Origin of the sequence: Thalassobaculum fulvum (assembly GCF_014652915.1) — a bacterium.
In the GTDB taxonomy this organism is placed as follows: domain Bacteria; phylum Pseudomonadota; class Alphaproteobacteria; order Thalassobaculales; family Thalassobaculaceae; genus Thalassobaculum_A; species Thalassobaculum_A fulvum.
Genome location: NZ_BMZS01000004.1, coordinates 232,337 through 257,247 on the forward strand (window position 1 = coordinate 232,337; position 24,911 = coordinate 257,247).

Sequence of the window (24,911 nt, forward strand, 5' to 3'; positions counted from 1 at the left end):
ATGATACCGACCAGGACACTTCGACTCGCCAGCAAGCTCTCCGAAATCCGCCGACTGGCGCAGGCCGTGGACGAATTCGCGGCCCGCAACGGCGTGTCCGAGAAGGCGGCCCATCATGTCAATCTCGCGGCCGACGAACTGATCACCAACGCGATCGAGTACGGCGGCGCGGAGCCCGGCCGCCGTATCGTGGTGACGCTGCGGCGCGAGCCGGACAGCCTCGTCATGGAGATCACGCACCGCGGCGTGGCCTTCGACCCGACGCTCGAGGTCGCGCCGCCCGATCTCACCGCCGACGTCGAAGACCGGGCCGTCGGCGGCCTCGGGGTGCATTTCGCCAAGACATTCCTGGACGGGCTGAGCTACGTTCGGCGCCGTGGCGCCAACCACCTGATCCTGACGAAGAAACTCTGAACTGACCGACAAGAGGTAGCTGTATCATGACGATGTCCATCGAGAGTCAGGGGGATTTGGCCGTCGTCGTGCTGACCGGACGGCTGGACAGCACCAACGCGGCGGACACCGAGGCCAAGATCCTGGAGCAGATCGAGGCCGGCCGGCCGCGCATCGTGGTCGACGCCGCCGGGCTGGACTACCTGTCCAGCGCCGGGCTCCGCGTGTTCCTGGTGGTCGCCAAGCGCGTCAAGGCGAACGGCGGTGCGCTGGCCCTGCACTCGCTGACCGACCACGTCCGCGAGGTGTTCGAGATCAGCGGGTTCGTCAACGTGCTGACGGTGTGCGCCGACCGCGACGAGGCCGTGTCGCGGGTGTGAGCGCCGGCGGCGCTACACCCAGCCGCCGTCGACCACATAGTTCTGGTTGGTGCAGGCCGACGCCTCGTCGGAGGCGAAGAACACCACCACTCGCGCGACGTCGTCCGGGACCAGCTTGCGCTTCAGGCACTGGTTGCGCATCAGGTCGGCCTCGCCTTCCGGAGTCAGCCATTTCTCGACCTGCCGCTTGGTCATGATCCAGCCCGGCAGCACCGAGTTGACCCGGATGTTGTGCGGGCCGAGATCGCGGGCCAGCGACCGGGTCAGGCCGACGACCGCCGATTTCGCCGCCGAATAGCCCGGCATGCCGCCCTGCCCGACCATCCAGGTGACCGAGCCGAGGTTCACGATGGCGCCGCCGCCGGCGCCGGCCATGTCCTTCCAGACCGCCTGGGCCGCGAAGAACTGGTGCCGCAGGTTCACCGCCATGCGATCGTCCCAGTATTCCGGCGTGACCGAGTCGATGTCGTGGCGCTCGTCGTGGGCCGCGTTGTTGACCAGCACGGCGATCGGCCCGAGCCGGTCGCGGATCGCCGCGATGGCGCGGCGCAGGGCCTCGATGTCCCGCAGGTCGCAATGCTCGAACGCCGGCGCCGGCAGCCCGGCCGCCGCCATGCGAGCGACCAGCGCCTCGGCGCCCGGCCGGTCATAGTCGAGAAATCCCACGCGGGCGTGCTGGCGGCAGAAGTGCTCGACGATGGATTCGCCGATTCCGCCGGCCCCACCGGTCACCAGGACGACCCGGTCCTTCAGGCTCGGGTAAACGGCTCCGTTCGCCATCGCTGATCTCCTTTCATGAACTCGACCGGCCCGCTCATCCGGCGGCCGAGAAGACCTGACGATCCGGGCGCTCGGCAAGGCCCGCGTCGACCGCCTCGAGCGCCAGATGCGCCATCCCCGCGGTGATCCGCTCGGCCCCGCCGGGAACGAACAGCACGTCGCGCTCGGGCACCAGCCCCGGGGCAAACGCCCGGGCCAGCGCCGACCGGAACGTCGGCTCCATCAGCCGGAACGCGCGCAGTCCCGAGCCGGTGACGACGATCCGACGGGGGGCCAGCACCGAGCCGACGATCGAGATCGCGTCCGCCAGCGCCACCCCGGCCTCCTGGTACAGCGCCAGCAGCCCGGGCTCGCCGGCCTCGGCGCGCCGGGCCAGCTCGACCATGTGGTCCTCGGTCGGCTGCTGGGAATCGGTGTGCGGCAGGTCGGCCAGGCTGCGACCGTCGCGGTACAGGGCGTAGTCCGCCAGGTAGGCCTCGATGCAGCCGCGCTGGCCGCACCGGCACTGCGCGCCGCCCGGCAGCCGCCGGACGTGGCCGATCTCCGACGAGAAGCCCCGGCTGCCGGGAAACGCGCCGCCGTCGCGCAGCAGGCCCATGCCGACGCCGTGCCCGAGCATCAGCACCGCCACCAGGCCGCGCTGCAGGTCGGGCTGATCGCGCACCACCGCCAGCGAGGTGGCCGCCGCGTCGTTCTCGACCAGCACCGGCACCCCGAACCGGGCCGCGACCGGCGCCGCCAGGTCCATGCTGCCGGTCCGCAGCACCGGGCTCCAGAGCTGCCGCCCGGTGCCCGGGTCGACCATGCCCTGGGCCGCCAGCCCGATCGCCCGGGGCCCCGGCCCGGGGGCGCGCTCGAGTGCGCCGTCGATGGCCTGGGCACAGCGTTCGATCACGCCGGCCGCGTCGAGCGAGCGGGTCTGGCAGACGACCGCATGGCGGGCGATCGCCCGACCCGAGAAATCGGCGACCACGCCCTCGATCAGGTTCATGCGGATCGAGACCGCCGCGACCCGTGCGTGATCCGGGTTCAGGCCGAGCTCCACCGGTGGCCGTCCGCGCGGACCCGCCGCCCCCTCCGCCGGGGCCGGCGCCGGCGCCGCCAGCTCGCACAGGATCCCCTCGTCGATGAGCTCGCCGGTGATCGCCGACACCGCGCCGGCGCTCAACCGCGTGCGCCGGGCCAGCGCGACCCGCGCCATCGGGCCATGGCGCCGCAGCTGGCGGATCAGCCGCGCCCGGTTGGTGTCCTTGACGGTGGTGCGGGTCGGAACGGTCATCGCGGTGGCCGGAAGAATGATCGTCGGTTCAATTTATTTCATTATTCACATTTAATCAAACCGCGGACAACCGGGATTGGCCAGGATTCCGCAATCTGGACGCGATATCCGGTTGACCGCACCCAGGCCGGGCGGGATATTAGTTCACCATACAAATAAATCGGCCAAAGCCGCGGCGCCGCGCGACATCGGCGCCCGACACTTCAGGGAGGATTGCACATGACACCGAAGACGATGTCGGCCGCAGCCGCCGCCGCGATCGCGGTTCCCCTCGCCTTCGCCGCACCGGCGATAGCGCAGACCGGCGCGCTCGACAAGGCGGTCGGCGGCTATTCCTTCGAGGACGCCGCCAAGGAGGCGCCGGGCACCAAGGACTTCCACTCCAAGGACGGCCGGCTGACCTTCGCGATCATCACCCACACCGCCGGCAACGGCTTCTTCGACCCGACCTATGTCGGCGCCAAGGTCGCGGCCGACGCGTTCGGCATCAACCTGCTGATGCTCGGCTCGGAAGCCCCGGTCGACGACATCCCGCGGCAGATCGAGATCATCAACCAGGTGATCCAGGACCCGACCATCGACGGGCTGATCATCACCACGCCGCAGGCCGGCGCCTACAACGACATCGTCAACACCATGCTGAAGCGCGGCGTGCCGGTGGCGACCACCAACTCGTTCGACCCGACGCTGGCGCACCGCAGCCGGATCAGCCACACCGGCCAGGACGCCTCGGCGGCGGCGATCGGCGGCGAGGCGCTCGCCAGGTGCGTGCTCGACTCCGGCGCCTCCGGCGGCACCATCATCTTCCCGAACACCACAACGCTCGGGAACGTCGAGGTCAACAACCGCATCACCGCCGCCTTCGAGGCGACCGTGAAGGCGCTGAACGACGCCGGCAAGCTCGGCAACTTCAAGGTCGACGCTGGCCCCGAGAACATCGGCGTGGACGTCGACGCCAAGAACATCGTCGGCTCGATCACCAGCCTGATCGAGTCGCGCGGCGACGTGGTCGGCGCGTTCGCGGCCAACGGCTTCGTCACCCCGGCGCTCGGCGACGCCATCGCCCAGCTCAAGATAGGCGACAAGGTGTGCTCCTACGGCTTCGACCTGGGCCCGGCCCAGCAGGAGCAGATCCGCACCGGCGCGCTCGACGGTTCGCTCGGCCAGCAGCCGTTCCTGCAGGGCTTCTGGCCGGTCATGCAGCTGTACCTGCAGATCGACCGCGGCATCGCGGCCGCCAACCTGGACACCCGCGCCCAGCTGGTGACCAAGGAAGGCGTCGATCAGGTCGGCAAGCGCTTCGAAAATTGAAGCGGCACGGGCGGGGCCATCCGCGGCCCTGCCCGACCGTTTTCCGACGGGACCCGATGTCCGACAGATCCGCTTTCCGCGCCCTGTTCGCCGGCTACGGCTGGGAGATCGGGCTGCTGGTGTTCATGGCGCTGCTGTATGCCGCCGGGACCCTGATCAACCCCGATTTCTTCGGCGACTTCCACGCCCTGCGCGCGACCCTGCGGGACGCCGCGCGGTTCGGGGTGATGGCGGTCGGCATGACGTTCGTCATCGTCAACCGCGACCTCGACCTGTCGGTCGGCTCGACACTCGGGCTGGTCGCGGTGGTGTTCTCGCTGCTGTACGCCCCGGCGCACTACGACCTCGGCCTCGGCTGGACGGTCGCCGGCGCGCTCGGCGTCGGGCTGGCGATCGGGCTGGTCAACGGCGTGCTGGTGACCTTCCTGCAGGTCCCGGCCTTCATCGCCACCCTGACCATGCTGTTCATCGGCCGCGGCCTGGTGCTCGGCCTGACCGGCGGCAAGACCATCGCCTACGACGCCAAGGCGGCCGAGAGCGCGTTCTTCGCGATCGGCGAAGCCAACCCGCTCGGCTTCAACAACCAGATCCTGGTGTTCGTGGCGATCGCCGCGGTCGGGGCGCTGCTGCTGGCGCGCACCCGCTGGGGCTACGAATCCTACGCGGTCGGCGGCAACCTCCAGGCGGCGGAGTTCGCCGGCATCGACACGAGGATCGTGCGGATCCGCGGCTTCGTGCTGGCGTCGCTGTGCGCGGCGGTCGCCGGCATCATGAACGTGGCCCAGGACAAGGGCGTGACCAGCCAGTACGGCCAGGGCGCCGAGCTGATCGTGATCGCCGCGGTGATCGTCGGCGGCGCCTCGATCCTCGGCGGCCGCGGCCGCGTAGTCGGGTCCTGCCTCGGCGCCATCCTGGTGGTGCTGATCGACAAGGTGCTGCGCGAGGGCGTGCCGACGGTCCGCGTCATCAAGATCGGCGGCGTCGACATGCAGGTGCAGGCGATGGCCCAGCTGCCGCCGGGCGCGGTGCCGGCGTTCCTCGGCCTGATCCTGGTGGCGGCGGTGCTGATCGAGCCGCTGGTGCTGCGCCGCCGGCTGCCGCAGCGGCTGTGGGCCTGGCTGCGCGGTCACACGCCGCCGCCGGCCGAGGACGCCGACGGGGTCGCCATGGTCGGCATCAAGACCATGGGCCATTCGGTGCAGGCCCGCGAGTTCTCGGGCGGGCTGGTCAACCGCCTGCTGGCCCGGCGCGAGGCCGCCGCCGTGCTGTTCATGGTGGCGCTCTGGCTGGTCGGCATGTGGCTGCGGCCGGATTTCTGGGGTTCGCTCGACAACAGCTTCAACCTGCTGCTGGCGTTCACCGAGGTCGGCCTGCTGGCGGTCGGCATGACCTTCGTGATCGTCAACGGCGACATCGACCTGTCGGTCGGGGCGGTGCTGGCGCTGTCGGGGGCGACCGCGGCGTTCCTGATGAAGACCCTGGGCGCCGATCCCGGCTTCGCGATCCTGGCGGCGTTCGTGGTCGGGACCGCCGCCGGCGCGATGAACGGGCTGCTCGCCACCCGGGCGCGGCTGCCGGCCTTCGTCGCCACCCTCGGCATGTTCTACATCGCCCGCGGACTGGCCGCCTGGATGGTCGCCGGCCGCCAGCTCTCGCAGTTCCCGGAGAGCTTCGGACTGCTCGGCCGCAAGCTGATCGAGCCGCTGCAGGCGCTCGGCCTGGCCCCCGCCCCCGGCACCCTGGCGTTCAAGATCGCCGGCGCGCTCAGCACCCAGACCCTGATGCTGGCGGTCATCGCCGTGGTCGCCGCCGTCGTCCTGGCCAGGATCCGCTGGGGTTGGGCCTGCTACGCCACCGGCGGCAACCCTCGGGCGGCCGGCTACGCCGGGATCGACACCGACCGGGTGCGGTTCGCCGCGCTGGTGTTCTCGGCGATGTGCGCGGCGGTCGCCGGCATCGTCTACGTGGCGTTCCTGCGCAGCTTCAACCCGTCGGCCGGCCAGCTGCGCGAGCTCGACGCGATCGCCGCGGTGATCATCGGCGGCGGCAGCATCTTCGGCGGCTACGGCTCGGTCATCGGCTCGCTCGCCGGCGCGGCGGTGATCGCGCTGATCCGGGCCCTGCTGTCGCTGCAGATCATCGGGGCCGACGGCCAGTCCTTCGTAATGCCCCAGCATTGGGTGAACGTGTTCATCGGCCTGATCCTGATCGTCGCCGTGCTCGGCGACATCTGGCTGCGGCAGCAGGCCGTGCTCGGCCGGCTCCTGGGCCGGCTGACCATGCGCAGACGCGCGTCGAGGAGTGCAGCGACATGAGCGAGACGGAGACGCCGATCGTGGAGATGCGGAACATCTGCAAGGCGTTCGGGGCGGTGCGGGCGCTCCACAACGTGAACTTCCGACTGATGCCCGGCGAGGTCCTGGGCCTGGTCGGCGACAACTCCGCCGGCAAGTCGACGCTGATGAAGATCCTCACCGGCGCCTATCACCGCGACAGCGGCGACGTGCTGGTGTCCGGCGCCGCCACGCAGTTCCGCAGCCCGCAGGACAGCCGGGATTCCGGCATCGAGATGATCTACCAGGACTTCGCGCTCTGCGGGAACATGGACGTCGGCCAGAACATCTTCCTCGGGCGCTGGCCGCGGCGCGGCCTGTTCGTCGACAAGAAGCGCATGTACAGCGACGCCGAAGCGGTGCTGAAGCGGCTCAAGGTCGACGTGAACTCGGTCCGCCAGCGGGTCGAGAGCCTGTCCGGCGGCCGCCAGCAGTCGGTCGCGATCGCCCGCGCCATCAGCTTCGAGCCGCAGGTGGTGATTCTCGACGAGCCGACCGCCAACCTGTCGGTGATGGCCACCAACGAGCTGCTGCGCACCATGCAGGAACTGAAGGAGCACGGCGTCGCCCAGGTGATCATCAGCCACCGCCTGACCGACATCTTCGAGGTCGGCGACCGGGTCATGGTCCTCAAGCGCGGCGAGAACGTCGGCGACCGCTACATCGACCACACCTCCGAGAAGGAGGTGCTGGAACTGATCGTCGAAGGCACCCCGGAGACCGCGCTGACCGCCGACCAGGCGCGCGCGGCCGCGTGACGCCTATTCGCCGGCCAACCAGTCGGCAGCGGCGCGCGCGACCGTCTCCGGATCCAGCTTCGCGGTGTCCAGGACCAGCGTCCGGTCGGGCGCCAGCCGCAGCAGGGCGGCACGCGCCTCGTCGGGGTCGTAGTGGTGGGATTCCTCGACGATGATCGCGGCACTGCGGGCGACGGCCTCGGGCCCGACCGCCCGGTCCACGAGCGTGCGGACGAGCCGGGCGAAATCCGCCGCGCCGACCAGTGCGTCGAAGCCCTCGCCCCGAAGCGCCTCCCGGATCGCGTCGGTACCGTGGGCGGAAGCGTCGACCGCCGTCGTGGCGGACGCCTGGTCGAACGGATCGTTGCGCCCGCACAACCGCCACAGGCGGTGCGCCGGCGGACAGTCCAGCACCAGAAAGCGCCCGTTCGCCAGCGCCGCCGCGGCGGTGACCTCGGCCTCGCCCCGCAGGCCGTCGAACAGAATCGCCCCGGCCGGCAGGTCGGCGGGCAGCCGCAGCCACGACAGCACCTCGCCCATCCCCCCGGGGTGACGCTCCTTGAACGCCGCGGTCAGGCGGAACCGTTCGACCCGGTCGGTGACCGCGGCGGCGCCGCCGGTCATCGACGGCAGGATCACCCGGTCGGTCAGCGCCCGGCGGTCGGGCAGGACGGCAGCCAGCGGCATGCGCGCGGCCAGATGCTGCGCCGTCGTGGTCTTTCCGGCCCCGGTCAGCCCGACCAGCACCAGGACGGTCCGCCCGCCGAGCGCCCCTGCGGCCGGGACCGCCGCCGGGCCCTGGACGACATCCAGTTCGCCCGCTTCCAGGTGCCGTACGTCACCAACGCTGTGCACCGGCGTCCCCCTCGCCGCCTCAACCGGCCCAACCCTCGAACGAACGCTTCGAACGCGTCAAGCGCGCGCCGAACTGTCGGATCGGGCAGGGTCTTGCCCGCCATGCCTAAGTGTTTGATGCAGCGTCGCGGTCGGGATTAGGTTAGTCTGCGTCGACTTGGCGGGCACGGATCATGGGAGGGGCGTCGCGCAATGACCGCGGTGGCGCTGGTGTCGGATTCACCTTCTCGACGGAGCCGTCGGGGTCGGTACCGGACGGGTCGAGCCGACCGCCCGAGGACAGGGCAGTCGGCCGCCGGAGTCGGGTGCGATGCCTGACCGGAACCGCCGGCGTCCCGCTTCCGGCCGACCTTCGTCCGCCCGCAACCAGCCCGAACCGCGATAGCCCGCCGATGACATACGAACTCGCCGTTCTGCTCGCCCGAATTCCGCTCGACGTGGCGGTGCCCCTGCTGATCGGCATCGCGGTCATGGTCTCGCTGATCGGGACCTGGGTCGTAAACACGATCTACACGCCGTTCCAGCTCGAGCCGAACAACCTTGTCGGCGGCGCCAAGTTCAGCTTCCTGGGCGAGGTCTACGCGGTCACCCTGGCGCTCGCCCTGATCGGCGCCTTCGACCGGTATACCGACGCGCAGACCACCGTTCAGAAGGAGGTCGCCACGCTGGTCTCCCTCGAGCGGGCCGCCGACATCTACGATCAGCCCGGCCAGGCCGAAGTGCGGGCCAAGATGAAATCGGCGATCCGGGAATACGCCCGGGCGGTGGTCGAGAAGGAATGGCGGACCATGAGCCTGGGCGTGCCGAGCTTCGAGGTCACCCACCGCCTGAACCAGCTTTCCGACGTCTTCCTGAAGGCCGACCCGATCACCGCCGGCCAGCAGGCGCTGCAGCAGAACACCGTCGAATGGGTCCGGCAGATCAACGAGAGCCGGAGCTTCCGGCTCACCACGGTGTCGCGCAGCCTGGTATCGCTGGTGTGGATCCTGCTCGGGCTCGGGACCACGATCGCGATCGTGTTCCCGTGGTTCTTCGGCACCGTCAACGTGGTCAGCCAGGCCATGATGTCGGCGATCCTGGTCAGCTTCCTGGTGATGCACCTGGTCGTGGTCCTGCACCTCGCCTACCCGTTCGTGGGCGAGACCGCCGTCAGCCCGAGTGCGTTCCTGGCGGTCGCTCAGTAAGGAGGCGAGCCATGCCGCTTTCCGACGTCGTCATTGTCGACACCACCCTGCGGGAAGGCGAGCAGTTCATCCACGCCGACTTCAGCAGCGAGTCCAAGCTCGAGATCGCCCGCGCCCTGTCCGACTTCGGGGTTCGCTATCTCGAGGTCACCTCGCCGGCGGCCAGCCGCCGGTCGCGCGAGGACGCGCAGGCGATCGCGAGCGCCGGCCTGCCGGGCACGGTCGCCGCCCATGTGCGCTGTCACCCGGACGACGCGGCGATCGCCCTCGACACCGGGGTCGGCGCGTTGCACATGGTGATGGCGACCTCGCCGATCCTGCGAGCCGCGAGCCACGGCAAGGCGATCAGCGAGGTCGTCCGGATGGCCGCGGAAGTCGCCGAGTTCGTGCGCAAGCGGGCGCCCGACGTCAGCATCCGGTTCTCCAGTGAGGACGCCTTCCGGTGCCCGCTCAGCGACCTGATGAACGTGTACCTGCCGTTGGCCGAGCTGAAGCTGTTCGACCGGTTCGGGATCGCCGACACCACCGGCGCGGCGACGCCCGACCGGGTGGCCGACGTGGTCGGTCTGCTGCACCGGCTGACAGCCATGCCGATCGAGTTCCACGGGCACAACGACATCGGATGCGCGGTCGCCAACGCCCATGCGGCCGTCACCAACGGGGCGACCCACATCAACACCTCGGTCCTGGGGCTGGGGGAGCGCAACGGCATCACCCCGCTCGAAGGGATGATCGCGGTCATGTACGCGGCCGACCGGGCCGGGACGATGGCGCGGTTCCGGCTCGACGCGCTGCCGGGACTGTGCCGTCGGGTCGCGGAACTGGCCGAGGTCGCGGTCCCGTTCAACCAGGTGCTGGTCGGCGAGACGGCCTTCAGCCACAAGGCCGGAATCCACACCAAGGCGGTGTACAACGACCCGCGCGCCTACGAGGCGCTCGATCCCGCCGATTTCGGACTGACCCGCGAGATCGCCATCGGGCACCGCCTGACCGGCTGGAACGCGGTCCGGGTCCGGGCCGACGCGCTCGGAATGCGCCTGGCGCTCAGCGACCTGAAAGAGGCGACGGCCCGGGTCAAGCACGCCGCCGACGGGCAGCGGCTGACGCTCGACGACGTCGACCGGATCCTGGCGGAGGTCGCCGCCGAATCCACGCGGCGCTCTGCCTGAGCGGCCTCAGGCCACGCCTCGCCGGTCGTGACCGGCGATCGACCAGATGCCGTACAGCACGGCCATCCCCGCGAACACGACCGCGAACACCGTGAGCGGCGTCGCGTTGCCGTGGGCCGCCAGCAGCACCGGCCCGACCAGGGTCGGCCCGAGGATGTGGCCGGCCCGCTCGGCCAGCCGGTACACCGCCAGCGTCCGCTCCCGGCCGACCGTGCTGGCCACCCGACTGTCCGCCACCCGGGCCACCACCGGGGCGGCGATCAGCCCCTGCCCGACCCCCAGGGCGGCGACCGCCACCACGACCGCGAGCCCGGTCGCGACCGGAACGACGCTGGCGCCCAGCGCACCCTGCAGGTCGGCCGCCAGCACCGCCACCCAGGTGGGCACGAAGGGCGGCGGCGCGGCCCCGTCCAGCGGCGCGACCAGCAGCCCCAGCAGGCCGATTCCCAGTGCGAGCATCACCATGCCGATGGTCAGCACCCCGTCGATCGAGCCCAGGCGGCCGACCAGCCGCGGCGCGATGCCGGTGATCAGATAGGTGACCACGGCGAACACCATCAGGGCCTGGCCGACCTCGTCGTCCTGGTAGCCGGCCTGGTGCAGCACCAGCGGCATCGCGAACATCGCAACGCCGGCCAAAGCGAACTTCGAGGTGATCCCGACCAGCCCGAGCACCGCCATGAAGTCCGGGGCACGCGCCAGCCGGCCAACGGCCCCGATCAGGCTGACCGACTCGCCCGCAGGCTGCCGGCGGTGCGGAAGCGCCGGCAGCACGAAGACGATGTACAGACAGGCGGCGACCGCCACCAGGCCGCCGACGAACAGGACATCGCGGTCCGGGTTGAACACCGCCAGCAGGCCGCCCAGCCCGGTGCCGACGATCAGCCCGCCGTTGTAGCCCATGACCTGGACCGCCGCCGCCCGGGTGCGCTGACCGGAACCGACCACGTCGAAGGCGTAGGCCTGCACCGCGACCAGGAGCGTCCCCTGGCCGACGCCGCCGATGGCGCGCCCCAGGCACAGCGACCAGAACTCCGGCACCAGCGACACCAGGAACAGGCCACCGCCGACCGCCGCCGCCCCGATCAGAAACAGCTTCCTGACCTCGATGCGCTCGGTCACGTACGACGCCGGCAGCAGGGCGCCGGTCAGGCCGACGAAGAACAGGGTGAAAGGAAGCGACACCCACTCCGAGGGCAGCCCGGCCGCCGCGACCGTCTCCTTGGCGATCTCCGGCAGCATCGACAGCGACAGGGCGTCGGCGAAGATCCCCAGGAAATACGCCGGGCGGAGCAGCGCGAGCCGCACCGCCGTGTCCTCGGACCCGGCGCCCCCCTGCCCCTCGCGAACCGCCCGCAGGAACATCAGTGCGAACACCGCACAGCCGAAGAACAATGCGAGGAAATTGCGCGCACCGGTCGCCATCGCCGCCAGAACCACCGACACCGGCAGCTCGACCGACAGCACCACGTTGTGCTCCGGCGAATCCTGGATCGGCAGATCGAAGGTCAGCCGCTCGAACACCCCGTCGGCGAGACCGAGGGCGACCCGCTGGTCCTCGACCGAATACAGCACCTTGCTCTGGTCGAGCAGCGAGATCGCCGCGATGTTCGGATTGATGCGGCGGTACTCCGCGAGCGTCGCGTCGATGCCCGAGAAGGCCGACAGCGGAATCCCGATTTCGGTCGCGGCGGAGATCCGGGCCGCCATCGACCGTGCCAGGGCCTCGGCCTGACCTTCCGTACCCTTGCGGTACAGGTCGAACATCACGGTCGTCAGGACGGCGAGATTGACCGCCAGGACGCCGAGGAAGAGCGGCGTCAGCCAACGCTGCCGGACGGCTTCGCCGCGCCAGGCCCACAGTATCAGCTGAACCGCGGTGAACAGCAGGAACAGGCCGCCGGTGATGATGAACACCGGATAGAACGCCTCGTCGACGACCTGCTTGATGCGCATCTGGTCGACGTGCAGGAGCACGCTGCCGACCACGCCGAACTTGTCCCGGATCGGCAGTCTGACCGTCGCGTCGGTCTCCAGCCCGCGATGCTGCGGCGTCGCGGTCCAGCCGGCGGCCGGGCCGCCGGTGTCGCCGGCCGGCCGGCACAGCCGGTCACGCACCGTGGCGTCCGCCTCGCAGAAGATCGGCCGACCGTCGACGTCGACGATCAGCCCCGCCATGATCGCGGGATCGACCGTCCGGACCTGCTGGCTCCGGCGCTCGAACCCGCCGAACTGGTCGAGCGGCAGGCCGGACTTGGCGAACTGCCCGACCGCCGTCTGCAGCGTCGCACCGAGCTGGTCGATGCGTTCCATGCGGATCTGCAGGTAGACCCGGGTCGCTTCGCCGTAGCCGACATAGGCGAACAGCAGCAGGCTGATCGCCGTCAGCATGATGCCCGGCAGCACGCGTCGCAACGCCGTCATGTCACGTCCGATCCGAGTTCCGTACCGACACCGGGCTCAGGTCCTCGCGACACGTCGCCGACCCGATCGGAACGCGATGGCCTGCGCTGCCGCCGCCGCCCTCACTTCTTCCCGGCTCCGACCTGTTCGATCTCGGCGAGGATCGGGTCGATCTCGCCCTGCACCTTCCGCAACGCCGCCACGTAGGACTTGTTCCGGCCGCCATCGAGCTCGACCGCCTGGTGCAGGTACTCGGCCGCCCGGGCCTTCTCGCCCTTGTGCGCGAGGTATTTGCCGTAAGCGAACACGATCCGCGGGAACTCCGGATCCATCGCGAGCGCTTCCTGGTACTTCTTGTGAGCCTCCTCGTGCTGCCCCAGGGCCTCCAGCGAGTCGGCCCAGTAGACCAGCGCCTCCGGGTAGATCGGCGCGATCTCGAGCGTCTTCTTGTAGCGGCCGATGGCCTCCTCGTGACGGCCCTGGTCGGCAAGCGCATTGCCCCACCGCATCATCGGTCGCGGGAACGACGGGTTGAGCAGGAGGGCCTGCCGGAACTTCACCACCGCATCCTCATACCGGCCCTCGCGGCGCAGCACGTCGCCGAGCAGCGCGTAGACCCACGGCAGTTCCTTGCGCGGCGCGTAGACGAAGCAGTGATCGATCGCGGCCTTGGTCTCCGGATAGCCGCTGTCCGGCGCCTCCTCGCGGAAGTGGTAGACCGCCACGAGGTAGGGGTCGATCTTCTGCATCAGCTTGATCGCACCCCGTTTCAGGAGTCCGCTGACGTCGTCGACGCTGCCCTTCTCCGACATCGCGAACTCCCAGTACGCCGGAGACTCGCCGTAGACCTTGAGGCTGAGGGTGTCGCCCTTCTGGATCAGCTTGCCGGAGAAGGTGTAGGGCAGGAACCCGAGTGCGACCTGGGTCGACCGGATCGGCTCCCCCAGCCCGAACCAGTCGCTCAAGGCCTCGACCGAGCGGCCCTGGGCGGTCAGTTCTGTCGTCCGCGTACCCCGGTTGGTGCCGGCAGCCTCGGCGATCTCGGAGACGTAGCGGGTGAACTCGCCGGCGGCCGCGTAACCGTTGTAGCCGGTCTCCTCCTCGAAATCCTCGGGAACGGACATCTTCTCGATGATGATCGTGCCGGGATTGACGAAGTACGAGACCGTGAAGAACGCGGCCACGGCCATCACCGGCAACGACAGGAACCCGTCCAGCATTACTCACTCTCCCCCGATGGGCGGCCCTGTCCTGCAGGCGCCGCCGCGCGAAACCCACCAACCGTCAGAAGTCCGGAACTCTCAGGCATTTGCGGAATATACCATACGCCGGCGCGCGACGCCGGACCGAGATCGCGGCTACCCCCCGACCCGCTGCCCGAACTCGATCACGGCACGCCCCTCCGGATCGTAGACGAAGGTCGCCGACTCGAAGAACGAGAACGGGATCTTGATCCCGATCCGCTCGGCGACCAGGAAGTTGATGGCCAGGTCCGGCGGCGACACGGTTCCGACCGGCAAGGTCGCCGGATCGGCGCGGCCGAGCAGGATGTCCTTGGCATAGACCGCGGCGAGCGCGACCGCGCTCGACTGGTTGACCCCGATCGACAGCAGCGCCGAATCCGGACCCGGCCGGACGACGTCCGGCAGCATCGAGACCACCGGAACCCGCCCGGAATGACGGTTGACCTGGGCGATCCGCTCGTACACCGGCGTCGAACCGGTGACCAGCAGCACGCTGCGCTTGAGGTCCGGGTCGCTGCGCCGCATGGCGTCGAGACCGTCCGGGATCGCGGTGTTGAGCTCGGTCTCGGCGGAACTGTCGTTCTCGACCGAGATGTCGACGACGGTCAGGCCGAGATCGTCGGCGGCGGCCTGCAGGGGCTCCACCTGGGTCTTGATGGCGCTGCTGTTGTCGCGCGAGAACATGATCCCGATGGTGGTCAGTTCGGGCACCAGCCGCCGCAGATAGGCCACCAGCGTGTCGGTCGACACGTTGATCGAGGTGTAGGCGATATTGGTGCCGCTGCCGGCCTTCGGGTCGGCTACCTGGCCGGAGGCCACCGGGTCCTTCGACGCACTGGTCACCGCCGGAATGCCGTTGCCGATGTGGTGGTCGTGGAGATAGGCGGTCGCCACCGATCCCACCGACATGATCAGGTCGACGGGCTGGGCGTACGCCCAGTCCAGCGCCTCGCCCGCCACCGCGTCGTCCTCGTCGTAGAACCAGACCGAGAAGCGCGCCGGCAGCCCGTGCTGGCGGAACACCCGCAGGATCGTGTTGACCGACGTGGAGTACGCGATCTCCGAGCGCTTCGGGATCAGCAGCATCACCAGCTTGGCGGTTCGCCGCTGGCCCTCGGGCGCCCAGGACGGCTCGATGCTGTGCCGGGCGGTGTCGCCGGTGTTCTGGTCGATCGCGTAGTCGGCCCTGGCCGCCGCGTCGTAGTCCAGCCAGTCCAGCACCGGCCGGGCCTGGCCCGGCCCGGCCCCGAGAAGCAGCACCAGACCGGCTATCATCACCCCGGCGATCCAGCGGCCTGCGGCCATGTCCGGTCTCCTCAGAACGGAACCGTCCCCTCGATCGTCAGCCGGTGCATCACGCGCGGCTCGTCGGGGGGCGTGAAGGTCGCGGTATGGACGGTCGCGGCGTTGTCCCAGGCCACGATGTCGCCCTGCCGCCATTTGAAGCGGAGCACGCGGTCGGGCGCGGTGGCGACCTCGCACAGGCGCCGCAGGAGCGGTACCGCCTCGGCTTCCGGCATGCCCTCGATCCCGACCGTCATCTCGTCGTTGAGGTACAGCGCCTTGCGACCGGTGACCGGATGGGTTCGCACCAGCGGGTGCAGGCGGTCCGGCTCGCGGTTGCTCCGCCGGGCGGTCGGCGACGGTGCGGCGGCCGCCTCCTCCGCCAGGCGGGTCGCCTTCAGGCGCTCGATCTCGGCCCGCTCCGCCGCGTCGACCGCGCGGTCGCCGGAGAACACGAACTCCTTGCGCTGGTAGCGATGCACGGCGCGCCTGCCGTCGATCAGGGCCTTGGTCGCGGGGTCGAGACGCTCGTACGCGTCGACCGTGTCCGCGAACAGCGTGTCACCGCCGCGCGACGGCACGGTCACCCCGTGCAGCAGGGTCACGCTGCTCGGCTTCTCGGTGAACGTGCTGTCGCTGTGCCAGTGGGTGCCGGCTCCGTCGCGGCCGATCGGCTTGCCGTCCTTGCGGACATTCGAGAGCACGTAGATCTGCGGATGCGACGGCAGATTGTAGGCGCTTATGAAGAACGGCTCGATCGCCCCGAACGCCTCGGCGAACCGGATGAAGCCGTCCGGGTCGACGTCCTGGCCGCGGATCGCGATGACCTTGTGGCGCCAGAACTGCTCCAGCAACGCGGCCCGGTCGGCCGGATCGATCGGCCTGGACAGGTCCAGCCCCTTGATCTCGGCCCCCAGGAACTCGGAAAGTGGCTCTGCCGTCAGGGTCATTGGGTGACCATCGCCTTCGAGAAGATGAGCCGGGACGAGACCGCATCGTCCACCCGGACCTCGACGCCGGTCAACATGAACCGGCCGCCGCTGCCGGCGTCCCGCCAGTCGGACGCGTCCAGCAGGATCCGCAGCAGCGAAAGCTCGGGCCGGACATCCAGCGAGGCCGGGTCCTGGAGCTCGCGCGCGAGGGACTGGCGCTCCGCCGGATCGAGCTCGCGGGCGTAGCGGAACTGCAGAACCATGTCCTGCCGATCGCCTCGGGCGACGGAATAGGCCGACAGGGAGTATCCGGCGCGGTCGGCCAGTTCGTCGATCCGACCGGGTGCCTCGACCAGCAGCTGACGGAAGGCCCCGGCCGCCCGCTCGTCGCGGCCGGAGGCGACGGCCCGGCTCCAGACACGGTCGATCCATTGCGCTACCGCGGCCTCGGTCGCGCTCACCCAGCCGCCGACCGCCACCACGGCGTCGCCGATCGCCCCGGCCCGCGCCGATTGCGTCACGCCGCCGAGGGCCGCTGCGACGAGCATCGCCGCGACCAACGTACCCTTCATAGCCAAGCTCTTCCGTTGCCCGTGCCGGAGCCAACGCCTGCAGTGCGCACAGCAAACCGCATTCCGGGGGCGTGCGCAACGCGGGCATTGCGTTCATTGCCTGTTCCGCCATTATGAATCAGCGCTGCAGCGGGGGAGCGGAACTGACATGGCGAGCGTTCTCGTGGTCGCCACCAGCAAGGGCGGCACCGGCAAGACCACCATCGCCGCGTCGCTTGCCGCGTACTGGCGGGACGCCGGCAAACGCGTCGCCGTCCTGGACACCGACCCGAACCAGGCCGCCACCCGCTGGATCCGCAAGGGCGAGAGCTACAAGGACGTCGAGTCTCAGGCGACCGCCGACGAGCATGCGATCATCGGCGCCGTCCAGGACCTCGGCCAGCGGGCGGACCTGGTGATCGTGGACACCGCCGGGTTCGGGAACCAGTCGATGATCTACTCGGTCGGCATCGCCGACCTCGTGCTGATCCCGGTCATGGCCGACGAGGCGAGCCTGTTCGAGGCCGTCAAGATGAAGAAGGTGATCGAAAGCGCCAGTGCGCTGACCCGCCGGAGCATCGCGTTCCGCACCGTACTGAACCGGGTCAAGCGCGCGACGGTGGTGCGCCATACCGAGCGTCAGCTGGAGAACCTCGGCCTGAACCCGGTCGAGGCCCGGATCGGCGATCGCGCCATCTTCCAGGAAGCGTCGTACCATGGCGCCTCCCCACAGGAGCTCGCCCCGAAGACCAACGCCTCCCTGGAGATACGCCGGCTCGCGCGGGAGCTCGAGCCGGCGCTGTTCGCGACCGCCTGACGCGCCCTACTGGACGCGCGCGGCCATCGAGATGATGTAGGCGTCCAGATCCTCGCGGACCGTATCGGCCTGCATGCGGGCCTTGACCGACTCGATCCAGGACGCGGCGAGCGCCGCCCGTCCCTCGGGAAGCGTTCCGAGGGTGTCGATCGCCGTCTGCAGTTCACCGCCCATCACGGCCTGCTCGGCCCGCGCCACGACCGCCGGAACGCCCTCGCCGGTGGGCGCGCCGTCGATACGCCAGCGCAGTCGCATGGTCGCCGCCGCCAGACTGGCGACGGTGTCCGACATCTGGGCCGCCAGATCGCCGCTGGCCGTCGGCCGCTGCTCGGCCATGAGGATGGCATGGGCCACTTCGTCGAAGGATTCCTGTACCTCCTCGACGGTCGGCACGCCGACCTCGGCCCGGGCCTCGATCGCCGCCACGATCGGCGCGGCGGCAGCGTCGCCCCCGGTCAGCGAACGGAAGAGGTTGAGCGGCCCGGCATAGGGCTCGGACCCGCCGAGCGCCGTCCGCAGGTCCTCGGCGACCATCAGGATGCCGGGGATCTTGGCGGTCTGAACCGCCTTCTCGAGGGCCGCCTCCTTCTCGGACATGGCCGCGATCGTCGCCTTCAGGGCCTCGACCTCGCCCTTCAACTCGGTCCGGACCTGATCCGCGGTCACCCGCTGCTCGGAGCCGGAGGAGCCGTACACGATCGGCGTCCACTGCGGATAGGTCAGGGCCAGCACGATCCCGACCACGCCGGCGATCAGGCCGGCCAGCGCAACACCGCTGCCGGAGCCCGACGACTCTGCCGCCGGTGCCGGGTGTGGCGCCGGTGCGGGCTGCGGCGCCGGCTTGGCCGCGGCAGCCTTGGCTTCGGACGCGGCGGCCTTGGCCTCCGACGCGGCGGCCTTGGCCTCGGACGCGGCAGCCTTGGCCTCCGAAGCGGCAGCCGTCTCGGCGGCCGATTGCTCGGCCGCCGGCTTCTCGGCCGCGGTCTCCTTGCCGCTTGCCGCCGCCGCGGTTGCCTTGGTGCGGCCCTTCCGGGTGGCACCGGTCGAAGTAGAACGCGAAGTGCGCTTAGGTTCGTCGGCCATTGTGCCTCCGATCGATTGTGGCTGTTCCGGAAGGGTTCAAGTCGATCATGGTGCCCCGACCGTTCGAGTCAAGACGCGCCTGCGGCGCGGCTCGACCCTAGCGGCCCCCATGGGTCGCCAGGTGCCTGTAGTACTGAAGGACGGCCAGCGCGACCAGCGCCGCCCAGAAGTTCAGGGTATTCAGGGTGTAGGCGAACAGGGCCGTCACATAGATCGTGACCGCCTGCGAAAACAGCACCAGGAACGGAATGCCCAGCAAACCGGCCGCCAGGTCCATGTCGCGCAGATAGACCAGCGCGGCGACGACCGCGATCACCAGTAGCACCCCGATGCTGAGCAAGGCGAGGGCGAGGCTCGGGTCGATGTCGGGCGTCCGCAGCACCGGCAGGAGCTTCTCGTAGCCGTACAGCGCCGGATCGGCGCGGTTCGTCAGGAAGGTCGTCCACGGGATGTCCCACGGGCCGCCGACCTCGAACACCGCCGAGATCCGGAAGCTGGGGCCGAAGGGATCGGCGTACAGGATGCACCACGCCAGGGCCACGCCCGCACTCATGGCCGGCCAGGTGATGATCGGCACCCGCCAGTACGACCGCAGATGCGGCAGGCGGTGGAACCAACCGAGCCCTGCGAACGCCATCACCGGCAAGCTGAGCAACAGGCATCCGACGAGCCCCCGTAGCCCCAATTCCGCGACCCAACCGAGCAGTCTCCCGAACTCGCCGTCCACGACGCCCTCGATCGTGTGTTGCCGGGTCGCGGGTGCCGGTCACGGCCGGACACGACGACCGATGACCACGGCTACCCGGCAGTCCCGATCCGCGCGTAGATCCGCTCGGCCAACGTGTCGAACGCCTGCTCGGTGGCGAACCGCTTACGCGCCTCGACGATCCAACCTTCCAACAGCACGTCGCTGCGACGGCCGTTCAGGGCGACCGCCTCGCTGATCGCCAGATCGAGCTGCCCGGCCTCCAGCGCGGCATCGATCGACGCCACCGCCGCGGTGACCTCCCCGATCGGGTCGGCCTCGGGCAGGCTGCGGGTCCCGACCAACACTTCCAGCCACGAACTGAGGCGCTGCGTCCAGCTCTGGATACGGGTCAGGGAACCGCCCATCTGGGTCGCCACGAAGGCGAAGTCGCGCCGGAGCCCGCCCAGCGTGGTCACGCCGGTCCCGGCATAGGCCCCGAGGTCCGTCAGCGCCGCCATCGCCTCCGGGTCGTTGCCGACCAGCCGCTCGGCCAGCGTCAGTTCCGCCTTGTACGGGGTATCCCGGTCGAGGGCGAGCCGCAGCTGGGTCATGCCGATCAGCGGCAGCTCGATGGCCTTCCGCTGCGCCGCGACCTGATTGGCCATCTCCGCCACCGGCCCGAGGCCGGCATTGGCCTTGGCCACCTCGCCCGACAGCCCGGCGATCCGCTCGCCGATCTCGGCGACCGCGGCATCGACCCGCTTGGACAACTCGCCGACCGCGCCGGCAGTCCGCTCGCCGTCGTCGGCCAGCGCCGAGAGCCGGGGCTCGAGCGCCTCGACGGCCTCGCGCAGGCCGGCGATCGACTGCTCTGCCGCGTCGGCCCGCGCGGCCAGCCCCTCCAGCGTCTGCTGGACCTCGTCGAGCGCGGCGATGCGCTGCTCGAGCGCGTCGATCCGGTTCGATACCGTCTCGACCACGGTCGCCTGTGCGGACACCGCCTGCTCGGCCGCGCCCAGCCGCTGGTTCTGCTCGGTCTTCAGCAGCAGTTCGCGCGCGGCACCGGCGTCGAGGCCCGGGGTACCGGTGATCCGCTCGAGCGCCGCGGTCAGCTGCGCGATCCGCTGGTCGAGTCCGTCATAGGTGATCTCGAGGCGCCCGGTATCCTGACCGGTGATGAAGTCGACCCACTTCGGGCTCATCTGCGGCACGTAGCGATGCAGCGCCGTCCGCGCCTCGTCGCGCAGGCTCGGAGCCGCCAGCGCGCCGAGCGCACCGCCGACGGCGATCACCGCGAACACGAAGGCCCAGGCCCCTGATCCCCGGCCCCCGGCCGCCCCCGCCGGAGCCTTCGCCGGCTCGCTGCTCGCCACCGGGCGCTCGCCGGACGGCGTCGCGGTCGAGCCCGTTGCGCCCTTGCCGGTATCCCTGCCGGCAGCGCTCCTGTCCGAGGCCCCCTTGTCCGAGGCCCCCTTGTCAGCAGTGCTCTTGTCGGCAGCGGCCTTGTCGGCAGCGCTCTTGTCGCCCGGGCCGCCATTCTCACCCGAGCCGCCGTCGCCACCCGAGCCCGAGCCACCTGAGCCGCCCGAGCCACCCGACCCGGAACCGCCAAGCTTCGGCTCGGTTCGCGTCTGACCGCTTCCCGGATACTGGCTCGCCAGCTTCGAGAGCGCATCAGGATCCACGTTCGGTAGCGGTCGGTTCGCCATTTTAGCAATCCCCCTCGGCCGGCCCGAGTCCGGGCCGCCAGTGTCCCGTCAGCTCGCCTTGATCGAATTGAACCAGCGGCGCGATCGGATCACCCACCCGGCCCGCTTCGGCCGAATGTCGTTCTCCTCCATGATCGCCTTGACCCGGAGACGTGCCTCCTCCTGGGTCACCCGCCCTTTCGTCTTGGCGCGGTACATGTCGACCGCCTGATCGAACTCGCCCCGCGACAGGCGGCGGCCGCGGTTGCGGGCCGACTGCACCAGGATCAGGTCGCGGATCTCCGCCTCCGTGGTGCGTTGCAGCGAAAACCCCTGGTCGTTGACCGTCGACAGGAGAACGCCCCGCGCCTCCTCGAGCGACAGGTTGTATCGCGCCATGCCGTCCTGAAGCAGCCGCCGCTCTTCGTCGGCCCGGATGAAGCCGCCGTTCATCGCCTCGATGCGGACCATGTCGGCGAAGCGGCGTCGCCCGTCCGTACCCTGCGGCATCGTCTGGTCCATCGTGATGTCGCCCGCCCCTTGCTCAACTGTCAGGCCTGAACGGCCTAAGAACCGCATCAGGCCTGATTTTTCAAGCTATTACCGACGACGACGCGTTTCAAACGTCGGAACGACGTCGGAACCGTTTCGACCTTCAGCTCTCGCCGGCCGGCTGAAACGGCGGGACCGCGGTCATGATCCAGTGCGCCGCGACGCCGCCGACCACGGCCCCTGCAACGGTTGCGATACCGCCACCGCCGAGCAGATCGATGAGGATCGCCCCGCCGGCCGCACCGAGCGCGATCGCCGCGATCTCGGTCGTGCTGACGACGACCGTCTGTCCGCCGCCGGCGAGCCGGCCGGCGGTGCTCCGAGCCGAGGCGACCATGTCCTTCATGGCCGACTGCATCCGCCCTACCATGGCTTGCAATTCCTCGATCTGCTCCGGCGTCAGTACGCGCTGGCCGCCATCCGTGGAAGGGGCTGCCGCCGCCGGCGCGGACTCGGTCGCCGCGCCGCCGGACTGGGTCTGCGCCTGGGCCCCGACCGCCGTGAACCACAGCGCTCCGACCACGAGTACGGCGATTCGCCAAACGTGCATCTGCCTCTCCTCTGTACCGCTTCTCGTTTCGAGCCGCTGTCGCCAGGCCGGCGTACCGCAACCTTTCGATAGCATTATATCATTATGATGACAGTCGCGTTATCGGTACGCCACTGTCTTTATTTCGCGGTGCGGCAAATGGCCTTCTCGCGAGAGGCCGACGGCCGGCGCCGCCTGCAGGACCATCCCATACCAGCTCGCGGGAGATCCGATGCTGTCACATTCGCCGGTAGCCCGGGTCGGTTCCGTTCCCCGTGCACCCCGGCAGCGCCGTGCCGCGGCGCGATGGCTGGCGCCGATCCTCGCCCTCGTCGGCACGATGGTCGGGGCCACGGCGCTCGCCGACACCCTCGACGACCGCGCCGCGGCCTGGTCGAACGACGACGCGCGGATCATAGCACGGGCCGCTCCGCGGCTGATCGACGGCGCGATCGCCCCGACCTTCGAGGCGATGGACCGGCGGGTCGGCGCCTATGCCGACTGGGTCTACGGCTGGTTCTCCAGCCTGCTGACCGCCTGGGATCTCGCGGCAGTCGGTGCGATCGAGGCGCAGCAGGAGATCTCCGCCGGCCGGTTTCCCGATCCCGGCGCCGTCTACGACCGGCTGGCCGAGGTCGTCCAGGAGCGCTTCGACGGGACCGTCGCCCACGCGGAAGGCACGGAGATGCGGATCGTCCAGGCATGGGATCGAACCATGGCACGCCTCGCGGCGCTCGACGCCAGGCTCGCCGCCGAGCGCCGCGTCCGCATCCGAACGCTGGCACGCCGCCTCGGCGCCGACCCGGCACCGGCGTTGGACCGCTACGGGGGGCCGCTGCTGGCGGCGTCGGCCGCCGGCCGGGATCTGCCGGCCGCCGCCGTCCGGCACGCCCTGTCGGGCGTCGAGGACGGCGCCGGCGGCACCACGGACAGGGTCCTGGTCCGGTCGCTCCGTCCGCTCGCGACCAGGGCGGTCAGCGTCACGACCCGGCTCCTGCTGGCCCCGGTGATCGGCGGCGTCGTGGCATCGCCGGTCGCCGGCACCAACGGGCTCCTGGCGGCGGCCGCAACACTGGCGACGATCTCGGCCGGCATCTGGGGCGCCGATTACGCCGCCAACCGGCTCGACAGCGCCCTGACCCGGCCCGATTTCGAGGCCACACTGCGGTCCCTGGTCCGCGACACCCACGCCAGGACTTCCAGGATCCTGCGCGCCCGGGCCGAGTCCGCCGTCTGCGCCGCGCTGACCGACCCGACAGCGTGCGCGGCACCGCAGCCGGTTGCGGCCCCGCGGCCACGAGGCTAGGCTCGGTCAGCCGGCCGGGTCCGCAGAAGGGCCCGGGATGCGGAGCACGATGACGGTGGGCTGGGCCGGAGGGCGGCCATGGGCAATCATACCCTGGATTTCGGCGGCGTGATCGCACGCGTTCTGCTGTGCGTGTTCTTCGTGTTCGGCGCCTACAACGTCAGCGGCTACTCCTACTATCACTGGGTTACGTCGGACCAGCTGCAACCGCCGTCCGAGCACGTCCTGCAGATCGCCGTCGCCGGGGCGCTCGGCTTCGGTTTCTACACGATCGGCGACATCACGCGCCGGTCGCTGCAGAAGGCCGGCGTGCCGCTGATCTCCGTCATGTTCGCGGCGTTCGCCTGGTATCTGGTGGAGGCCGACTGGATCGAGATCCGGACCTTCGAGGATCTGGTCACCGCCATCCAGCTGACCGCCGTGGCGATTCTCACCTTCGGCGTCTGCTTCTCGTTCCTGCACTACCGCCTGGGCGGCGTGAAGCAGGTCGAGGAGACCTGACCGCCAGCGGGACGCCGGCCGTCGGCTGCCCCGGCGGCAGCCTAGACCGGACAGCCGCCGGCGCCGCCGAACGGGATTGCCGAGGAATGGTGCTGGAGGATCGCCCCGACCGTCCCGGCGCCGTCGCGCGTCACCACGTAGGTGAACCGGGCCGGGGTCGTGACCGGGCCCCGCGACGGGTCGGTATAGCGGAACTCGTACAGCCCGCTGGCGACCGCCGGGTCGGTGCCTTCGACCGACAGGGTCGAGCCGAACTGCACGCTGGCCGACTGGGCGATCATCAGGTTCTCGAAGTAGCTCCGCATCGCCGCACGGCCGCGTCGCGGCTCCGGGGTGGCCGTCGCCAGCAGCAGCCCGTTCGGCGCGTAGAGCGCCAGCACGCCGGCCACGTCGCCGGCATTGAACGCCGCCGCCCAGGCCGCGAGCGTGGCCTGGACCGGCGCCTGGATCTGGCCGCCGGCCGGCAGCGGGACGGCCGGCTCCGCGACCGTCTCGGGACCGGGCAGCGGAATCCGGTTGAACCATCGCCGGCTGCGCAGCAGCAGCCCCGACGGCCGGGCCGAAAGGCCCCGCCGGAGCATCAGGTCCTTGACCCGGCTTTCGGCCTGGCCGGCCCCGACCCGGCCACGCGCCCGCGACCGGAACAGCTCGGCGGCCGACAGGAACGCGGCACGCGATACCCGTCCGGACCGGTCGACCCGCGACTGCAGGTAGTCGGCGACCGAGTCCTCAACCGCGCTCTCGAGCACGAGGCTGTCGGCCGCCGCCGCATCGAAGACGGCGCCGCGGGCCCGCTCGTAGTCGAGACCGTAGCCGGCGGTGCCGATCCGCAGCAGAGCCCGCTCCTGGGCCCGGCTCACGTAGCCGCCGGTCCCGGCGTAGGCAAGGATCTGGTCCCGAAAGCTCGCCATG

At 70.3% G+C, this 24,911-nt stretch carries 24 protein-coding genes; 10 read left to right on the plus strand and 14 right to left on the minus strand.

What is annotated here, in order from left to right:
• Complete coding sequence (locus IE246_RS10440; protein ID WP_189989114.1) at positions 1–414, plus strand: ATP-binding protein; 414 nt, start codon at positions 1–3, stop codon at positions 412–414.
• A gap of 26 nt (positions 415–440) precedes the next feature.
• Positions 441–773, plus strand: coding sequence for an STAS domain-containing protein (locus tag IE246_RS10445; RefSeq protein ID WP_189989115.1), 333 nt, complete (start codon positions 441–443; stop codon positions 771–773).
• Positions 774–785: 12 nt separating this feature from the next.
• On the opposite strand, the gene IE246_RS10450 is transcribed toward IE246_RS10445, so the two are convergent.
• A complete protein-coding gene (locus tag IE246_RS10450; protein ID WP_189989118.1) occupies positions 786–1,553 on the minus strand; it encodes an SDR family NAD(P)-dependent oxidoreductase in 768 nt (255 codons plus the stop codon).
• 34 nt (positions 1,554–1,587) lie between these two features.
• Positions 1,588–2,832, minus strand: coding sequence for an ROK family transcriptional regulator (locus IE246_RS10455; RefSeq protein WP_189989120.1), 1,245 nt, complete (start codon positions 2,830–2,832; stop codon positions 1,588–1,590).
• Between the two features lie 219 nt (positions 2,833–3,051).
• Here IE246_RS10455 and IE246_RS10460 point away from each other — a divergent pair, with 219 nt between their 5' ends.
• The 3 genes from IE246_RS10460 to IE246_RS10470 are packed head-to-tail and all read left to right on the plus strand — an operon-like array spanning position 3,052 to position 7,234.
• A complete protein-coding gene (locus IE246_RS10460; protein WP_229836881.1) occupies positions 3,052–4,143 on the plus strand; it encodes a substrate-binding domain-containing protein in 1,092 nt (363 codons plus the stop codon).
• A gap of 56 nt (positions 4,144–4,199) precedes the next feature.
• Complete coding sequence (locus IE246_RS10465) at positions 4,200–6,458, plus strand: ABC transporter permease (protein ID WP_189989122.1); 2,259 nt, start codon at positions 4,200–4,202, stop codon at positions 6,456–6,458.
• Positions 6,455–7,234 (plus strand): ATP-binding cassette domain-containing protein, encoded by a 780-nt coding sequence (locus tag IE246_RS10470; RefSeq protein WP_189989124.1) that lies wholly within the window; start codon positions 6,455–6,457, stop codon positions 7,232–7,234. Before IE246_RS10465 ends, IE246_RS10470 begins: the two co-directional genes overlap by 4 nt.
• Before the next feature lie 3 nt (positions 7,235–7,237).
• Here IE246_RS10470 and IE246_RS10475 read toward each other — a convergent pair whose 3' ends face one another.
• Complete coding sequence (locus IE246_RS10475) at positions 7,238–8,068, minus strand: DEAD/DEAH box helicase family protein (protein WP_189989126.1); 831 nt, start codon at positions 8,066–8,068, stop codon at positions 7,238–7,240.
• A 392-nt stretch (positions 8,069–8,460) separates the two neighbouring features.
• On the opposite strand from IE246_RS10475, the gene IE246_RS10480 reads away from it, so the two are divergent.
• Positions 8,461–9,252 (plus strand): bestrophin-like domain, encoded by a 792-nt coding sequence (locus IE246_RS10480; RefSeq protein WP_189989128.1) that lies wholly within the window; start codon positions 8,461–8,463, stop codon positions 9,250–9,252.
• A gap of 11 nt (positions 9,253–9,263) precedes the next feature.
• Positions 9,264–10,421 (plus strand): homocitrate synthase, encoded by a 1,158-nt coding sequence (locus IE246_RS10485; RefSeq protein ID WP_189989130.1) that lies wholly within the window; start codon positions 9,264–9,266, stop codon positions 10,419–10,421.
• Positions 10,422–10,427: 6 nt separating this feature from the next.
• Here the strand turns inward: IE246_RS10485 and IE246_RS10490 are convergent, their stop codons facing one another.
• From IE246_RS10490 to IE246_RS10510, 5 genes are all read right to left on the minus strand, one after another.
• Positions 10,428–12,845 carry an MFS transporter gene (locus IE246_RS10490; RefSeq protein ID WP_189989131.1) on the minus strand — a complete coding sequence of 806 codons (2,418 nt, stop codon included), beginning with the start codon at positions 12,843–12,845 and terminating at the stop codon, positions 10,428–10,430.
• A gap of 101 nt (positions 12,846–12,946) precedes the next feature.
• Positions 12,947–14,044, minus strand: a complete 1,098-nt coding sequence (locus IE246_RS10495; protein ID WP_189989133.1) for a tetratricopeptide repeat protein — start codon at positions 14,042–14,044, stop codon at positions 12,947–12,949.
• A 138-nt stretch (positions 14,045–14,182) separates the two neighbouring features.
• Positions 14,183–15,373, minus strand: coding sequence for an ABC transporter substrate binding protein (locus IE246_RS10500; protein ID WP_189989135.1), 1,191 nt, complete (start codon positions 15,371–15,373; stop codon positions 14,183–14,185).
• A gap of 11 nt (positions 15,374–15,384) precedes the next feature.
• Positions 15,385–16,302 carry a TauD/TfdA dioxygenase family protein gene (locus IE246_RS10505; RefSeq protein WP_189989137.1) on the minus strand — a complete coding sequence of 306 codons (918 nt, stop codon included), beginning with the start codon at positions 16,300–16,302 and terminating at the stop codon, positions 15,385–15,387.
• Positions 16,299–16,856, minus strand: coding sequence for a hypothetical protein (locus tag IE246_RS10510; RefSeq protein ID WP_189989139.1), 558 nt, complete (start codon positions 16,854–16,856; stop codon positions 16,299–16,301). Before IE246_RS10510 ends, IE246_RS10505 begins: the two co-directional genes overlap by 4 nt.
• 148 nt (positions 16,857–17,004) lie before the next feature.
• Between IE246_RS10510 and IE246_RS10515 the strand changes: the two genes are divergently transcribed.
• On the plus strand, positions 17,005–17,652 hold the full coding sequence (locus IE246_RS10515; protein WP_189989141.1) for a nucleotide-binding protein: 648 nt from the start codon (positions 17,005–17,007) through the stop codon (positions 17,650–17,652).
• Positions 17,653–17,658: 6 nt separating this feature from the next.
• Here the strand turns inward: IE246_RS10515 and IE246_RS10520 are convergent, their stop codons facing one another.
• The 5 genes from IE246_RS10520 to IE246_RS10540 all read right to left on the minus strand — a co-directional run bounded on the left by IE246_RS10520 (position 17,659) and on the right by IE246_RS10540 (position 22,213).
• Positions 17,659–18,735: a COG4223 family protein gene (locus IE246_RS10520; protein ID WP_189989144.1), complete on the minus strand. Its 1,077-nt coding sequence runs from the start codon at positions 18,733–18,735 to the stop codon at positions 17,659–17,661.
• Positions 18,736–18,832: 97 nt separating this feature from the next.
• On the minus strand, positions 18,833–19,390 hold the full coding sequence (locus tag IE246_RS10525; protein ID WP_189989146.1) for a hypothetical protein: 558 nt from the start codon (positions 19,388–19,390) through the stop codon (positions 18,833–18,835).
• A gap of 143 nt (positions 19,391–19,533) precedes the next feature.
• Positions 19,534–20,796 (minus strand): hypothetical protein, encoded by a 1,263-nt coding sequence (locus IE246_RS10530; protein ID WP_189989147.1) that lies wholly within the window; start codon positions 20,794–20,796, stop codon positions 19,534–19,536.
• 384 nt (positions 20,797–21,180) lie between these two features.
• On the minus strand, positions 21,181–21,633 hold the full coding sequence (locus tag IE246_RS10535; protein ID WP_229836884.1) for a hypothetical protein: 453 nt from the start codon (positions 21,631–21,633) through the stop codon (positions 21,181–21,183).
• Positions 21,634–21,766: 133 nt separating this feature from the next.
• A complete protein-coding gene (locus tag IE246_RS10540) occupies positions 21,767–22,213 on the minus strand; it encodes a hypothetical protein (RefSeq protein ID WP_189989151.1) in 447 nt (148 codons plus the stop codon).
• Positions 22,214–22,424: 211 nt separating this feature from the next.
• Here IE246_RS10540 and IE246_RS10545 point away from each other — a divergent pair, with 211 nt between their 5' ends.
• Both IE246_RS10545 and IE246_RS10550 read left to right on the plus strand, forming a co-directional pair.
• On the plus strand, positions 22,425–23,498 hold the full coding sequence (locus IE246_RS10545; protein ID WP_189989153.1) for a hypothetical protein: 1,074 nt from the start codon (positions 22,425–22,427) through the stop codon (positions 23,496–23,498).
• Positions 23,499–23,576: 78 nt separating this feature from the next.
• The gene (locus IE246_RS10550; protein WP_189989154.1) at positions 23,577–23,999 is read left to right on the plus strand and encodes a DUF6524 family protein; all 423 of its coding nucleotides are present in this window, start codon (positions 23,577–23,579) and stop codon (positions 23,997–23,999) included.
• A gap of 41 nt (positions 24,000–24,040) precedes the next feature.
• Here the strand turns inward: IE246_RS10550 and IE246_RS10555 are convergent, their stop codons facing one another.
• Complete coding sequence (locus IE246_RS10555) at positions 24,041–24,910, minus strand: nuclear transport factor 2 family protein (protein WP_189989156.1); 870 nt, start codon at positions 24,908–24,910, stop codon at positions 24,041–24,043.
• Position 24,911: the final 1 nt, after the last annotated feature.